Here is a 13,853-nt window from a genome sequence, read left to right on the forward strand (position 1 = left end):
TAGGACTTGTTCGAGCCGCCGGCGTCCAGGGGGACCCATGTCGGAATCCGCCGCACCACCACGCTCCACCACCGGGGACAAGCGCCGCGCGCTCTTCTCCGGGCACCACACCCACCTGTGGGGGTTCCTGCTCGCGGGCTGGCTGGTCAGCTACGCGGACCGCACGGTCACCGGGCCCGTCGTGTCCTGGATGATCGAGAACAAGGCGGGGTTCATCGGTGACGCCTCGAACCCGGCGACGCTCGGCGGCCTCATCGGCTCGATGTTCTTCACCGGCTACATGCTCACGCAGTACGCGGGCGGCCGGCTCGGCGACCGCTACGGCCACCGCGAGATGCTCGTCGTGTCCCTCCTCTGGGCGGGCCTGCTGACCCTCGTCTCCGGGCTGACCGGCGGGCTCATCGGCTTCGTCGTCGCCCGCGTGCTCACCGGTCTCGGCGAGGGCGTCTTCTACTCCAACGACCGCGTCCTGGTCATCAATCACACGCCCGCCGCCCGCCGGACCATCGGCCTCGGCGTCGTCCTGTCCGGCCTGTCCATCGGCCTGACCGTCGGCATCGTCGCCACCCCGCACCTCATCGACTGGGGCGGCGCGCTCGGCATGGGCGACAGGGCGTGGAGCATGCCGCTGTACGTGTTCGGGGTGGTGTCGCTGCTGGTGGCGGCGGCGACGTGGACGTTCTTCCGGGCGCGCGGCGACCGGCCGCTGCGGCTCGGCCCGCCCGCGCTGCGGCTCATCGGCTACTCGATCCCCGCGGCGGTCGCCATCGTCGCCCTGTTCGTGCTCGCGGACGAGTTCAGCTGGCCGGAGTGGCTGACGGCGATCGGCTCCGGAGTGCTGTTCCTCGTCATGGTGACGCTCGTGATCCGCGGCATCGTCCGCACCGGACGCGGCACCCAACTCCTCAACCGGAACGTCTGGTTGGTCTACATCGGCTTCATCGCCGTGATGTGGAACCTGTGGTTCTTCTCGTTCTGGTCCGTGCAGATCGTCGCGGAGGCCGCGCACAGCAGCCTCGGCGCGGCGGCCCTCACGGCGGCGTTCAACGCGGGCGCGGGCATCATCGGCTTCCCCGTCGGCGGCTGGATCGCGGACCGGCGGGTGCGCGCGGGCAAGGGCCGCAAGCCGCTCGCGGTGACATGCGCCGCGGTGCACACGGTGCTGGCGGTCGCCTTCGGCGTGAGCGTGCTCGACGGCGATCCCTCGCTGCTGCTGCTCGGCCTGATCCTGTTCTGCTCGGGCCTGTTCTTCAACGCGCTCCAGCCGATCGTGCACAGCCTCCTCGGCGACCTCGCCGAGGAGAAGGACCGCGGTTCGCTGTTCGGCCTGTTCAACCTGGTCGCGGAGATCGGCGCGGTGGCCAGCCCCGTCGTCAGCGGCGTGCTGCGCGACGCGACGGGCAGCTGGGCCGCGGGCGTGTTCACGGCCGCCGGTGTGATGGCCGTGTCGGTGGTGCTGTACGCGCTGGTGAAGGAGCGGATCCCGGAGGTCGCCGCCTGAGCCGCCGCGTGAGCCGCCGTCCGAGCCGCTGCCGGTCCGGGCTCAGCAGCCCTTCCGGAGCGGCTCGATGGTGACCTTCGCCCGGTCGTCCGCACCCTGCACCCGGCCGTAGGTCGTGGAGTTGACCCGGTACCACTGGTCGTTCTTGCCGCTCTTGCCGCCGACGGCGTCGAGGCGGACGCACCAGCGCTCGGACCGCAGGACCCGCGTGTACTTCTCGGTGCCCTTGCGCACCTTGTGGCAGTCGCGGACCTTCTTCGTCGTGTACCAGGTCTTCTTGCGGCTCTTGTGGTGGCTCTTGACGCGCTTGGTGTGCCGGACCTTGCGGGTCTCGGTGCCGCACTTCTTCACGAGGTGCGGCCGGGTGGCGCGGGTCGTGCGCCGTGCCACGTGCCGCACGGTGTCGCGCACTCCTGTCACCCTGTCGTCGGGCTGCTGGACGGTGCCGCTGCCGGCCGCCTTGCCGCCGCCGTCCACCGACGCGGCCTTGTCCGGCCCACCGCCGCAGGCCGCGAGCGCGACCACCAGCAGCATCGTCAGTCCGGCCAGGGTGGGGCGCCGCTTCACGAAGATGACTCCTCTATATGTACATGCCATCGGAAAGCCGCAGCGTAACCGATCGTGTGCCGACGACCACCGACCGCCCCCGGGCTCATCGGGGACACCTGATTCGTTATGCAACACCGGGGCGAGGAAGCGGTCTTGGATGTACGTTTCCGTTCCGGTAACCGCCCCCGCGACAGAAAGGCGATGAGCAGTCACATGCGGCAACTCGCAGTACCCCGCCTCGCGCCGCCGTTGGCGCAGGGCGGCCTGGCCGACTCGGTGTTCGGCGCCGCCCTGGAGGATCCGCACCGGACCCGGTTCACACTGACCCGGGACGGGCGGCCGTGGCAGGAGGTCAGCACGGAGCGGTTCCGCGACGAAGTCCTCGCGGTGGCCCGCGGGTTCCTCGCCAGCGGGGTGGGCGGCGGCGACCGCGTGATCGTGATGTCCCGCACCCGCTACGAGTGGACGCTCGTCGCGTACGCGCTGTGGACGGTGGGCGCCGAGCTGGTGCCGGTGTACCCGACCTCGTCCGCCGAGCAGGTGCGGTGGATCCTGTACGACACGGACGCCGTGGGTGTCGTCGTCGAGAACGAGCACAACGCGATGACGGTGGCCGCCGCGTACGGCGCCCGTACCGATCTGACCCGGCTGTGGGAGCTGGACTCGGGCGGCGTCGACCAGCTCGTCGAGGCGGGCGCGGCCGTGCACCCGGACGACGTGCACGCGGCGCGGGCCGCCGTGCAGCCGCGCGACACGGCCGTCATCTGCTACACGTCCGGCACGACGGGCCGCCCCAAGGGCTGCGTGATCACGCACAGCAATCTGGCCTCGGAGGCGGACAACCTGGTGGCGGGCTGGTCCAGCCTGCTCGCGCCGCCCGGCGAACAGCCCTCCCTGCTCGCGTTCCTGCCGCTCGCGCACTGCTACGGCCTGATGGTGGTGGTGAGTTCGGTGCGCGCCGGGGTCAACATCGCGCACCAGCCGGACGTCTCCCCCAGCGCGCTGCTGCCCGCGCTCGCCGCGTTCCGGCCGACGTTCCTGTACGCCGTCCCGTACATCTTCGAGCGGATCTTCGCCAAGGCGCGGATCAACGCCCAGGACGGCGGCCACACCGCGCTGTTCGAGCGGGCGGTGCGCACGGCGATCCGGTACGCGGGGTCCGTGCAGCGGCACGCGGCGGGCGAGGGCGCGGGCCCAGGTCCGCGCATGCGCCTCAAGCACAAGGTGTACGACCGGCTCGTGTACGCGAAGGTGCGCGCGGTCCTCGGCGGCCGGGTCCGCAACGCGGTGTCGGGCGGCTCCCCGCTCTCCCGCGACCTGGGCCTCTTCCTCCAGGGCTGCGGCATCACCGTGTACGACGGCTACGGCCTCACCGAGACGACGGCGGCCGTCACCGCGCAGCCGGTCGGCGCGGTGCGGCACGGCACCGTCGGCAAGCCGCTGCCCGGCAATGCCGTCCACATCGCGGACGACGGCGAGATCTGGGTGGCGGGGGACGTGGTCTTCGCGGGCTACCTCAACAACCGCAAGGCCAACGAGGCGGCGCTGCGCGACGGTTGGTTCGCCACGGGCGACCTCGGCCACCTCGACGCCGACGGCTATGTCGTCATCACGGGCCGCAAGAAGGACATCATCATCACCAGCGGCGGCAAGAGCGTGTCCCCGCAGACTCTGGAGGAGGAGCTGCGCGCCCATCCGCTGATCTCCGGCTGCGTCGTGATCGGCGACAATCGGCCGTACGTCACGGCCCTGATCACCCTCGACCCGGAGGCCCTGGTCAGCTGGCAGGCGCTCAAGGGCCGCGCCCCGCGCCCCGTCGAGGAGTCCCTCGCGGACGAGGAGTTGCACGGCCACATCCAGCGCGCGGTGTCACGTGCCAACTCCCGTGTCTCGCGCGCCGAGTCGATCCGCGCGTTCCGCATCCTGCCCGGCGAGTTCGGCGCCGCCCACGGCCTCCTCACACCGTCCCTGAAGGTGCGCAGGGCGGCGGTCATGGAGGCGTACGCGCAGGAGGTGGAGGAGCTGTACGCGGCGCGGTGACACGTGCCGCGCACAGCTCTGGACCGGTGACTCAGGAGGCCGTGGGCGTCCAGTCGCCCAGCCAGTCCGCGACCTCCTGGTCGGCGGCCTGCGCGTCGGTCAGCTGCGGCCGGTCGGCGCTCGCCGAACCGGCCCCGGCGCCGGTGTTCTTGTACTCGGCGAACCGGTCGTCCTTCCACGAGAAGCCGCCCATGTCCGTCCACGGCTTCGCCTTGATCGCGGCGCTCAGCGTGGAGTTGCGGACGGTGGCCTGCGGGTCGAGGGAGGCGTCGCCGCCCGCGTGCCAGTTGCGGCCGAGGTAGAAGGAGCCGGCGGAGACGTCGCCGCCGATGGTGGACCGGTTGATGAGCAGGCCCCGCTTGCCGCCCGCCGTGCTCGGCGCCACGACATACCCGGCGGAGGTGCCGTTGTAGCGCTTCTTCAGGGTGATCGTGGACTGGTCGAGCACGGCGGTGGCGCCGCCGAAGACGAAGTCGACGTTGCCGACGACCTCCGAGCTCTTCATGTAGACGCGCTTGCCCGCGCCGTCGAGCAGCAGCGTGTCCTGGTCGCCCGTGGTCGCGATGGAGTCGAGGAACACCCTGTCGGCGCTGGTGCGCAGCGCCACGGCCTGCGCGGCGATCGAGGTGTCCTTGCTCTCGTCGAAGTCGTTGGCGACGGTCAGGTTGCGCAGTTGGGTGTCGGCGCCGAGGACGGTGACGGTGGCGCTGCCGGAGGTGCCGTACGTCGATCCGTCCGGCTTCTTCGTCCCGGCGGCGTGCCCTTCGACGAGGACGGTGGACGTGCGGCTCGATCCGGTGCCGACGACGGTGATGTGCGGCTTGTTGGCGGGGATGTTCACGGTCCCCCGGTACGTGCCGGGCGCGACCTTGATGTCCACGCGCGCGGTGTTGTTCGCGGGCACGGCGTCGACGGCGGCCTGCACGGTCCTGTACTGGGCGCTGCCGTCGGCGGCGACGGTGAGGGTGGTCGCGGCGGCGGCCTTCGCCTCGGTCGTGGTGCTCACTGTGGCGCCTATGGAACTGCGCGGCCCGGCACCGGACTTGAGGATGCCCGGTATGTCGGCCGCCTTGTCCAGCGTGTAGGCGTAGAAGTCGGACGGTGTGAAGGCGGTGCCGCCGCTCTCGTTGCGGCCGCTCGTGCCGGAGAAGACGTTGCCGCGCTGCACGAGTGCGGCGGTGGAGTCCTTGATGACGGGGTTGTTGAAGCCCTGGAAGTAGCTGTTCTCCAGGACCATCTTCGTCTTGCCGCGCGAGTAGTTCCCGTACGAGGACTTGATGTCGGTGCCCGCGGCGTCCTCCAGATAGTTGTTGTAGAGGTGCGCGTGCGCGGCGTTGTCGGTGGACGGGTTGCGCTGTTCCGTCTCGCGGATCCAGTTGTGGTGGATCGTGATGTCGGTGAGTACGTTCTCGGTCCAGCCGATGCCGAAGGCCTTGTTGTCGTTGCTGAGCTTGTTCCAGGAGACCGTGACGTTCGTCGAGTCCTTGCGTACGTCGATCAGTCCGTCGGCCATCCGGCGCAGGTCGTTGTGGTCGATCCACACGTGGTGCGCGCCGTCCATCTGGACGGCGTCGAAGTCGTGGTCCTTGTCGTTCCAGATGCCCTGGTAGGAGTCGCGGATCGTCAGATTGCGGATGATGACGTTGTGCACGCCGGTGCCGAGGAAGAAGCCGCCGCCGACGATCTGTCCGGCGGTGCCCGCGCCGACGATGGTCTTGTCGGAGGCGACCTTGATCTCCTTGCCGACGGGGTCCATCTTGATCTCGCCCGCGACCACGATGACGTAGGGGGCGCTGGCGGTCGCGTACTTCTCCAGGTCGGCCAGGGTCTTCACGGTGACCGTCTGACCGCCCCGGCCGCCGTATGTCCCGTTCTGCCCTTGGGAGTTGACGGAGGCGAATCCGTCGGCGGTGTCGTCCGCCCAGGCGGCGGCGTCGGTGGTGCTGGTCGCGGCGCTCGCGCTGTCCGCGCCTTCGCCGCCGAAGACGCCGCCTCCGTAGGCGAGGGCGGCCGCCGCGGCGACGGCGAGCGGCGCCCCCGCGACGAGGACGGTTCTGCGCCTGCGGTGCCTGGGCTTGCTGCGGGTGTCGTCGCTCATGGCTCTCGCACTCCGTACGTGGTGGGGGTGATCCGTGCCGGGTGGCACGTGCCGGTGTGCTGTTGCCGCGAGGGGCGCGGAAGGTTGCCGGGTCCGGGCGACGGGCCGCGGGGCAGGTGGGGTGGGGGCTTCGGCGGGCCCGTTGTCAGTCCTCGATGGGAGGATGCGGGCAGTGGTGGAGGAGCGGTGGTGGACGAGAGGGGCAGGCCGGATGGGACGCGCGGAGCGGGCGGCGGTGGCCGACGGAGCGCGGCTGCACGCGGCCGTGCGGGGGCTGCTCGGCGATCACGCGCGGGCCGTGGCGGCGGTGCGCGCGGCGCTCGACCCGCTGCTCGACGAGTCCGTGGCGCGGGTTCTCGACACGATGCCGGTGGCGCGGTTGCAGGAGGCGACGGACGGGCGGGTGCGGGTCGGCCTGGTGGAGCGGGCCGGTCTCGGCACGGTGCGGCAGGTCCTCGACGCGGGCCCCGGGCGGCTGCACCAGATCCACGGGGTGGGCCCCCAGACCGCGACGCAGCTGCTGGCCGCGGCGGGCCGGCTCGCCGACCGCGTGCGGCAGACGGCGGCGGTGCCGCTCGACGTGGACCGCCCTGAGCCCCGGACGACGGCGCTGGTCACGGCGTTGCACGTGCTCGTGGAGGCGGGCCCCGACGCGCGGCACGCCGTGGACACCGCGACCCGGCTCGACCGGCGGCTCGGGCCGCTGCTCGACGAGGCGCGGCCCGTGGCGGGGCGGCTTCGGTCGCTGTTCGCCGGGCGGGAGCGCAGGGCTCGCGCCGTCGACGCGGCCGGGCAGGTGCGGGCGCTCGTCGCGGAGGCCGAGCGGGCGGGGACGCCCGCGCTCCTTGCGCAGGCGTCGGTGGACCTGCTGCGGGGGCCCGCGAGCGACGTGGCGGCGTGGGTCGACTTCGAGGTGCGCTCGGCCGAGTACTACAGCGCGCTCGGCGAGATCTCCGGCCTGACGCCCGACAAGGACGCCGCTGAGGGCTTCCTGCCCGCCGAGATCGCCCAGCAGGTGCGGGACCAGCAGCTCGACGAAACACGGCTGCGGGTGTCGCTGCGCGGCTACCAGGCGTTCGGCGCCCGCTTCGCGCTCGCGCGGCGCCGCGCGCTGCTCGGCGACGAGATGGGCCTCGGCAAGACGATCCAGGCCATCGCCGCGCTGACCCATCTCGCGGCGGAGGGGCAGACGCACTTCATGGTGGTGTGCCCGGCGAGCGTCCTCGTCAACTGGACGCGGGAGATCGAGGCCCGCAGCGCGCTGCGCGTCCTCCCGGTGCACGGCCCTGACCGGGTCGAGGCGTTCGCCGACTGGAAGGGCAGGGGCGGTGTCGCCGTCACGACGTACGACGCGCTGCGCGGACTGCCCGCGCCCGGCGGCGGCGAGGTGGGGATGCTCGTCGTCGACGAGGCGCACGCGGTGAAGAATCCTCAGGCGCTGCGCTCGCAGGCGGTCGCCGAGTGGGCGGCGCACTGCGAGCGGGTGCTGTTCATGACCGGCACACCGATGGAGAACCGGGTCGGCGAGTTCCGCAACCTCGTACGCGTACTGGACCCCGAGACCTCGGCCCGGCTCGACGAGGAGGACGGCCTCGCCGGCTCCGTCGCCTTCCGCACGGCGGTTGCCCCGGTCTATCTGCGCCGGAACCAGGACGATGTGCTCGCGGAGTTGCCGAGCCTGCAACACACCGACGAATGGGAGGAGTTGAGCGCCGAGGACGCTGAGGCGTACCGGGCCGCCGTCGAGTCCGGGAACTTCATGGCGATGCGCAGAGCCGCGTACGCGCGCCCGGACGCGTCCGCGAAGCTGGAGCGGCTGCGCGAACTCGTCGAGGAGTCCGCGGAGGCGGGCCTCAAGGTCGTCGTGTTCTCGAACTTCCGCGCCGTGCTCGACGTCGTACGCGACGCACTCGACGCGCAAGGCGGCCAACCACCCGTCGGCGGCCCGGTGTTCGGGCCGCTCACCGGCAGCGTGCCGCCCGCGCGAAGACAGCTGCTCGTCGACGCGTTCGCCGACACGGACGGGCCCGCCGTCCTCGTCTCCCAGATCCAGGCCGGGGGCGTCGGGCTCAACATCCAGGCCGCGTCCGTCGTGATCCTGTGCGAGCCGCAGATCAAGCCGACCCTGGAGCACCAGGCGGTGGCGCGGGCGCACCGGATGGGCCAGGTCAGATCGGTGCGGGTGCACCGCCTGCTGGCCACCGGCGGCGTCGACGAGCGCCTGGTGCGGATACTGGCGAACAAGTCCCGGCTGTTCGACGCGTACGCGCGGCGCAGCTCCATGGCCGAGGCGACGCCCGACGCCGTCGACGTGTCCGACGCGGAGATCGCGCGCCGGATCGTCGAGGAGGAACAGGCACGCCTCGGCGTCGCGGAGGACTGACGGCCGGGGCCGTCAGTCCTTGAGCGCCTCACGGATCGCGTCGTACGCCGGCTTGTGCTGGAGGTTCTCGTCCCAGGGCAGCGCGGCGCCCTCGCCCTCGAAGAAGTCGGGGATCCACGAGTGCCGGTCCGAGTAGCCCCACAGCGTGATGCCGACGCAGCGCTTCACGGCGAGGCAGGCGTCGGTCACCTGCCCGTACCAGTCGGCCTGTTGGGCGAGCTTGGCCGCGTCGGCGGGGAGGATCATCCGGATGTCGAGTTCGGTGATGGCGACGTCGACGCCGAGTTCGGCGAAGCGCTGGATGTTCTCCTTCATCCGGTACGGGAAGCCGTACTGGAGGGCGAGGTGGGCCTGCATGCCGAAGCCGTCGATGGGCACGCCGTCGGCCTTGAGCCGCTTGATGAGCGCGTAGTAGGCGTCGGACTTCGCGCCCGTGCCCTCGACGTTGTAGTCGTTGAGGTACAGCTTGACCTTGGGGTCGGCGGCGCGGGCCCAGCGCAGGGCGTCGGCGATGTAGCCGGGGCCGAGGGTCTTGTAGAAGATGTTCTCGCGGTACGTGCCGTCCTCGTTCATGATCTCGTTGGCGACGTCCCAGGCGAAGACCTTGCCTCGGTAGTGCTTGACCTCGGTGGTGATGTGGTTCTTGAGGATGGAGCGGAGTTCGTCGGCGGTCCAGGTGCCGGAGGTCAGCCAGTCGGGCAGCTGGCTGTGCCACAGGAGGGTGTGGCCGCGCACCTTGAGGCCGTTCGCGCGGGCGTAGTCGACGATCTCGTCCCCGGCGGTGAAGTCGAAGACGCCGCGCTGGGGTTCGGTGGCGTACCACTTCATGCCGTTGCCGGGGGTCGTCTGGCCGAATTCGCGGCCGAGGAGATTCGCGTACGGGGTGTCGGCGAGCTCGGGGTTGTCGACGGCGGAGCCGAAGTAGCGGCCCTGGGCGCGGGCGAGGTCGTGGAGGGTGGCGGAGGCGGGCGGCTTCTTCCCGCCGTCCGGGGCGGGGGTGGCGGCCGTGGCGGCGGGCGCGGAGGCGAGGCCGCCGAGGAACAGGGCCGCCGCGGTGGCGAAGGTGGCGGATCTCATGCGGGTGGCGCGCATCACGGATCTCCTCAACTGGTCGTTCTTCATGGCGGGTTGACCGGTACGTCACTTGCATCACTTACGTCACTTCACGCGCAGCTCGCATCGCAGCCTGCGGTCGTGTCCCACCTCGCGCACCGGCCCCGTCAGGGTGAGCGGCACCGTGTGGTGGACGTGTTCGCTGGAGGCGGCGACGCGGAGTTCGAGGGCGCCGGGTTCCACGACGCGGCGGCCGTCGGCTCCGGTGTACGCGGCGAGGTCGGCGGGGAACGTGGCGTGCACCTCGGCGGCGGCGCCCGGGTCGAGGGGGACGCGGGCGTAGCCGACGAGCCGGGCCTCGGGGCGGGCGACGGTGCCGACCGGGTCGTGGAGGTAGAGCTGGACGACTTCGGTGCCGGGGCGGTCGCCGGTGTTGCGGACGGTGAGCCGCAGCGACACCTCGCCGTCGGTGGCGAACTCGGGGGTGTCGCACTGCGGGGCTTCCCAGGCGAACGTCGTGTAGGAGAGGCCGTGGCCGAAGGGGTACAGGGCGGTGGGGTCGACGTTGCTGGCGCCGCCGTGCCGGCCGAGCGGTGGGGCGAGGTAGGGGGCGGGCTGGCCGCCGGGGGTGCGGGGCACGCCGATGGGGAGGCGCCCGGAGGGTTCGACGCGCCCCGACAGCACGCCCGCGACGGCCGCGCCGCCCGCCTGCCCGGGGAAGAAGGCCTGGACGACGGCGGCGGCCCGGTCCGCCCAGCGGCCGAGCGCGTAAGGGCGTCCACTGAGGACGACGATGACGGTGGGCGTCCCCGAGGCGAGCGCGGCGTCCAGCAACCCGCCCTGCCCGTAGGGCAGTTCCAGGTCCTCCACGTCGCAGCCCTCTCCCGAGGAGCCCCGCCCGAACAACCCGGACCGGTCCCCCACCACGGCGAGACACACATCGGCGCCCGCGGGATCGTCGACGAACGACGCACCCGGCAGCTCGGCGCGCAGCGCCTCGGCGAGGGTGGGGATGTCGACGCCGGTCGGCAGTTCGGGGTGGTTGACGCCGACATGGCGGGGGAACGTGTAGCAGCCGAGCATCGCGGCCTGCTCGTCGGCGAGTTCCCCGACGAGGGCGACGCGCAGGCCACCCGCCTCGGGCAGCGGCAGCAGCCCCGCGTCGTTGGCGAGCAGCACCACGGACTCCTGCGCCACCTTGGCCGCCACCTCCCGCATGTGCGGCGGGTTCAGGTCGACGGAGCCCCCTTGAGCGACCGCCCCGTCGCCCGACTCCGGGTCGAGGAGTCCCAGTTCGCACTTCTGCGTGAGCACCCGCAGCGCCGCCCGGTCGAGCAGTTCCTCCGGGATGCCGTTGCCCGTCCGTACGCAGTTGGCGGCCGGGAGTTCGACGTCCACGCCCGCGACGAGCGCGAGCCGTCCGGCCTCCGCCTCGGTCGCGGCGACCCGGTGGGCCGACTTCAGGAACGCGATGCCGAAGTAGTCGGAGACGACCGTGCCGTTGAACCCCCACTCCTCCCGCAGCAGCCCCGTGAGGAGTGCGGTGTGGGCGTGGGCCGGCAGCCCGTCGATGTCGTTGTACGCGGCCATCACGGAACGGGCGCCGCCCTCGCGCAGCGCCATCTCGATCGGCGGCAGGAACACGTCCGCCAGTTCGCGCGGGCCGAGGGAGGCGGGCGCGTGGTTGCGGGCGGCCCGGGAGGCGGAGTAGCCGACGAAGTGCTTGAGCGTGGCGACGATCCCGGCGGCTTCGAGGCCGCGTACGTAGGCCGTGCCGATGGTGCCGACGAGGTAGGGGTCCTCGCCGATGGACTCCTCGGTGCGGCCCCACCTCGGATCGCGTACGACGTCGAGGACGGGGGCGAGGCCCTGGTGGATGCCGACCGCGTTCATGGAGGCGCCGATCGCCCCGGCCATCTCCGTGATCAGGGCGGGGTCGAAGGTGGCGCCCCAGGCGAGCGGCGTCGGGAACACGGTCGCCTGCCAGGCCGCGAAGCCGGTGAGGCACTCCTCGTGGGCGAGCGCGGGCAGCGCGAAGCGGTTGCCCGCGCGGATGCGGCGTTGCAGGTCGGCGAGGCGGGCGGCGCCCTCGGTGGGGTCGAAGGGGACCGTGCCGAAGGGGCGGGTGAGCTGGCCGAGGCCGTACGGGAGGAGGGCGTCGAGGTCCGCGCTCTCGGCGGCGTACGCGTGCTGTCCGGGTGCGACGGCGGCTTCGGAGTCGGAGTCGATGGAGGCGCCCAGCCAGACGCTGGACAGTTGGGCCGTCTTCTCCTCTACGGTCATCCGGGCGAGCAGGTCCGCCGCCCGGAGGTGGGCGGGAAGGCTGGTGTCCTGCCAGGGCTGTGCCATGGATCTCCTCAAGTGCTGGACGCTTTACGGTTGTTGGCAGGGCTCTCAGCCCTTCGTCGCGCCCATCGTGATGCCGCCGATGAGCTGGCGTTCGGCGACCGCGTAGAAGCCGAGCGCGGGCACCATGGCGAGGACGAGATACGCGAAGACGCGGGCGATGTCGGTGGCGTACTGGCCCTGGAACTGCTGGACGCCGACGGGGATCGTCCACCAGGTGGGCTGGGTGAACACGAGCAGCGGGAGCAGGAAGTTGTTCCAACTGGTGACGATGGCGAGGACGGAGACGGTGCCGAGCGCGGGGCGCGCCATGGGCAGCAGGATCCGCCAGAAGAAGCCGAACGGGGAGCAGCCGTCGAGGGTGGCGGCCTCCTCCAGCTCGCCCGGGATCTCCCGGAAGAAGCCGCGCAGGATGACGATGGTCATGGGCAGGCCGAACGCGGCCTGCGGCAGGATCACGCCGAGCGGGTTGTCGAGCAGTCCGAAGGTGCGCAGCAGGATGAACAGCGGCAGGATCGCCACGGCGAACGGGAACATCAGGCCGACGGTGAAGAGAGTGAACATCAACTCCCTTCCCTTGAAGGCGAATCGGGCGAGCGCGAAGGAGGCGAGCGCTGCCGCGCCGACGGTCAGGACCGTGGTGCCGACGGCGACAAGCGTCGAGGAGCCGAGCATCCGCCAGAACGAGCCGTCGGCCAGGATGTCCGTGTAGTTGGACACGACCCACGGCGAGGGCAGCCCGAACGAGTTCCCCGACAGCTGGTCGGTGGACTTGAACCCGGACACCAGCGCGTACAGGAGCGGGGTGACCATGACGACGCCGACGAGCCACACGGTGACGTACAGCGGCGTGGAGCGAAGGCGTCGGCGCACGGTGTGAGTGAGGGCGCTCATCGGGCGGCTCGCATGTTGGTGAGGGCTCCTTCGGTGTCCCGGCGCAGCACGTACCGCTGGTAGGCGATGGCGAAGACGAGGCTGATGAGGAACATCGCGATGCTGATCGCGCTGGCGTAGCCGATCTGGTAGCGCTTGAAGCCGAACTGGAAGAGCGTGACGGCCATCGTCTCGGACGTGTGGTCGGGGCCGCCCTGGGTGGTGACCCACACCAGGTCAAAGAGTTGGATGGCGCCGATGACGGAGAGGAAGACGCTGATCCGGATGGTGGGTCCGAGCAGCGGCAGGGTGACGCTGCGGAACCGTTGCCAGGCGTTCGCGCCGTCGATGCGGGCGGCCTCGTGGAGTTCGGCGGGGATGCCCTGAAGACCGGCCAGGTACAGCATCATGTGGAAGCCGAAGTACTTCCACATCATGACGAGGAACAGGGTGGGCAGCGCCCAGTCCTGGTCGGCGAACCAGAGTCCGCCGAGGCCGTCGAGGCCGATGGAGCCGAGCACCTTGTCGGCGAGCCCGTCGTCCGGCGAGAAGATCATGGAGAACAGGACGCCGGTGATGACCTCGGACAGGACGTACGGGGCGAAGAACAGCATCCGGTAGACGGCCCGGCCGCGCAGCTTCTGGTTGAGCAGGACGGCCATGGCGAGCGCGAACGGAAGCTGAAGCCCGACGGAGAACACCACCAGGAGCAGTCCGCGCCACAGGTCGCCGAGGAAGACCGGGTCGTCGAAGAGGCGGGTGTAGTTGTCGGTGCCGGCGAAGTCCGAAGGCGCCCCGAATCCGCCCCAGTTGAAGAAGCTGACGTACAGGGCGTAGAGGATCGGCGTGAGCACGAACAGGGCGAACAGGACGAGGGCGGGCACCGTGAAGGAGAAGGCGGTGAGCCAGTCCCGCACCCGGCGCGCGAGGGGGCGGCGGTGCGGTGCCGGGGCGGCCTGCTCCTTGGCGGGAGCGGGCCGCGCGTCGTTGATCTGGGTCGAAGTCATGGT

General features: G+C 71.4%; 9 protein-coding genes. 3 read left to right on the forward strand and 6 right to left on the reverse strand.

Annotated elements, in window-relative coordinates; genetic code table 11:
- Window positions 1-37 precede the first annotated feature (37 nt).
- Entirely contained in the window at window positions 38-1,501 is a 1,464-nt protein-coding gene (locus tag RBJ65_RS07095; RefSeq protein WP_306316515.1) for an MFS transporter, read from the forward strand.
- 42 nt (window positions 1,502-1,543) lie between these two features.
- On the opposite strand, the gene RBJ65_RS07100 is transcribed toward RBJ65_RS07095, so the two are convergent.
- Window positions 1,544-2,068, reverse strand: a complete 525-nt coding sequence (locus tag RBJ65_RS07100) for a hypothetical protein (protein ID WP_306316514.1) — start codon at window positions 2,066-2,068, stop codon at window positions 1,544-1,546.
- Window positions 2,069-2,263: 195 nt separating this feature from the next.
- Between RBJ65_RS07100 and RBJ65_RS07105 the strand changes: the two genes are divergently transcribed.
- On the forward strand, window positions 2,264-4,090 hold the full coding sequence (locus RBJ65_RS07105; RefSeq protein ID WP_306316513.1) for a long-chain fatty acid--CoA ligase: 1,827 nt from the start codon (window positions 2,264-2,266) through the stop codon (window positions 4,088-4,090).
- A gap of 31 nt (window positions 4,091-4,121) precedes the next feature.
- Here RBJ65_RS07105 and RBJ65_RS07110 read toward each other — a convergent pair whose 3' ends face one another.
- Entirely contained in the window at window positions 4,122-6,188 is a 2,067-nt protein-coding gene (locus RBJ65_RS07110; protein WP_306316512.1) for a pectinesterase family protein, read from the reverse strand.
- 211 nt (window positions 6,189-6,399) lie between these two features.
- On the opposite strand from RBJ65_RS07110, the gene RBJ65_RS07115 reads away from it, so the two are divergent.
- The gene (locus tag RBJ65_RS07115) at window positions 6,400-8,571 is read left to right on the forward strand and encodes a DEAD/DEAH box helicase (protein ID WP_306316511.1); all 2,172 of its coding nucleotides are present in this window, start codon (window positions 6,400-6,402) and stop codon (window positions 8,569-8,571) included.
- Window positions 8,572-8,583: 12 nt separating this feature from the next.
- On the opposite strand, the gene RBJ65_RS07120 is transcribed toward RBJ65_RS07115, so the two are convergent.
- The 4 genes from RBJ65_RS07120 to RBJ65_RS07135 all read right to left on the reverse strand — a co-directional run bounded on the left by RBJ65_RS07120 (window position 8,584) and on the right by RBJ65_RS07135 (window position 13,850).
- Window positions 8,584-9,663, reverse strand: a complete 1,080-nt coding sequence (locus tag RBJ65_RS07120; protein ID WP_306316510.1) for an endo-1,4-beta-xylanase — start codon at window positions 9,661-9,663, stop codon at window positions 8,584-8,586.
- A gap of 66 nt (window positions 9,664-9,729) precedes the next feature.
- On the reverse strand, window positions 9,730-11,973 hold the full coding sequence (locus RBJ65_RS07125; protein ID WP_306316509.1) for a glycoside hydrolase family 3 N-terminal domain-containing protein: 2,244 nt from the start codon (window positions 11,971-11,973) through the stop codon (window positions 9,730-9,732).
- A gap of 45 nt (window positions 11,974-12,018) precedes the next feature.
- Window positions 12,019-12,864: a carbohydrate ABC transporter permease gene (locus RBJ65_RS07130; RefSeq protein WP_306316508.1), complete on the reverse strand. Its 846-nt coding sequence runs from the start codon at window positions 12,862-12,864 to the stop codon at window positions 12,019-12,021.
- A complete protein-coding gene (locus RBJ65_RS07135) occupies window positions 12,861-13,850 on the reverse strand; it encodes a carbohydrate ABC transporter permease (protein WP_306316507.1) in 990 nt (329 codons plus the stop codon). Before RBJ65_RS07135 ends, RBJ65_RS07130 begins: the two co-directional genes overlap by 4 nt.
- Between the last annotated feature and the right edge of the window lie 3 nt (window positions 13,851-13,853).

It is taken from the genome of Streptomyces sp. KL109B, from assembly GCF_030766935.1.
Taxonomy (GTDB): domain Bacteria; phylum Actinomycetota; class Actinomycetes; order Streptomycetales; family Streptomycetaceae; genus Streptomyces.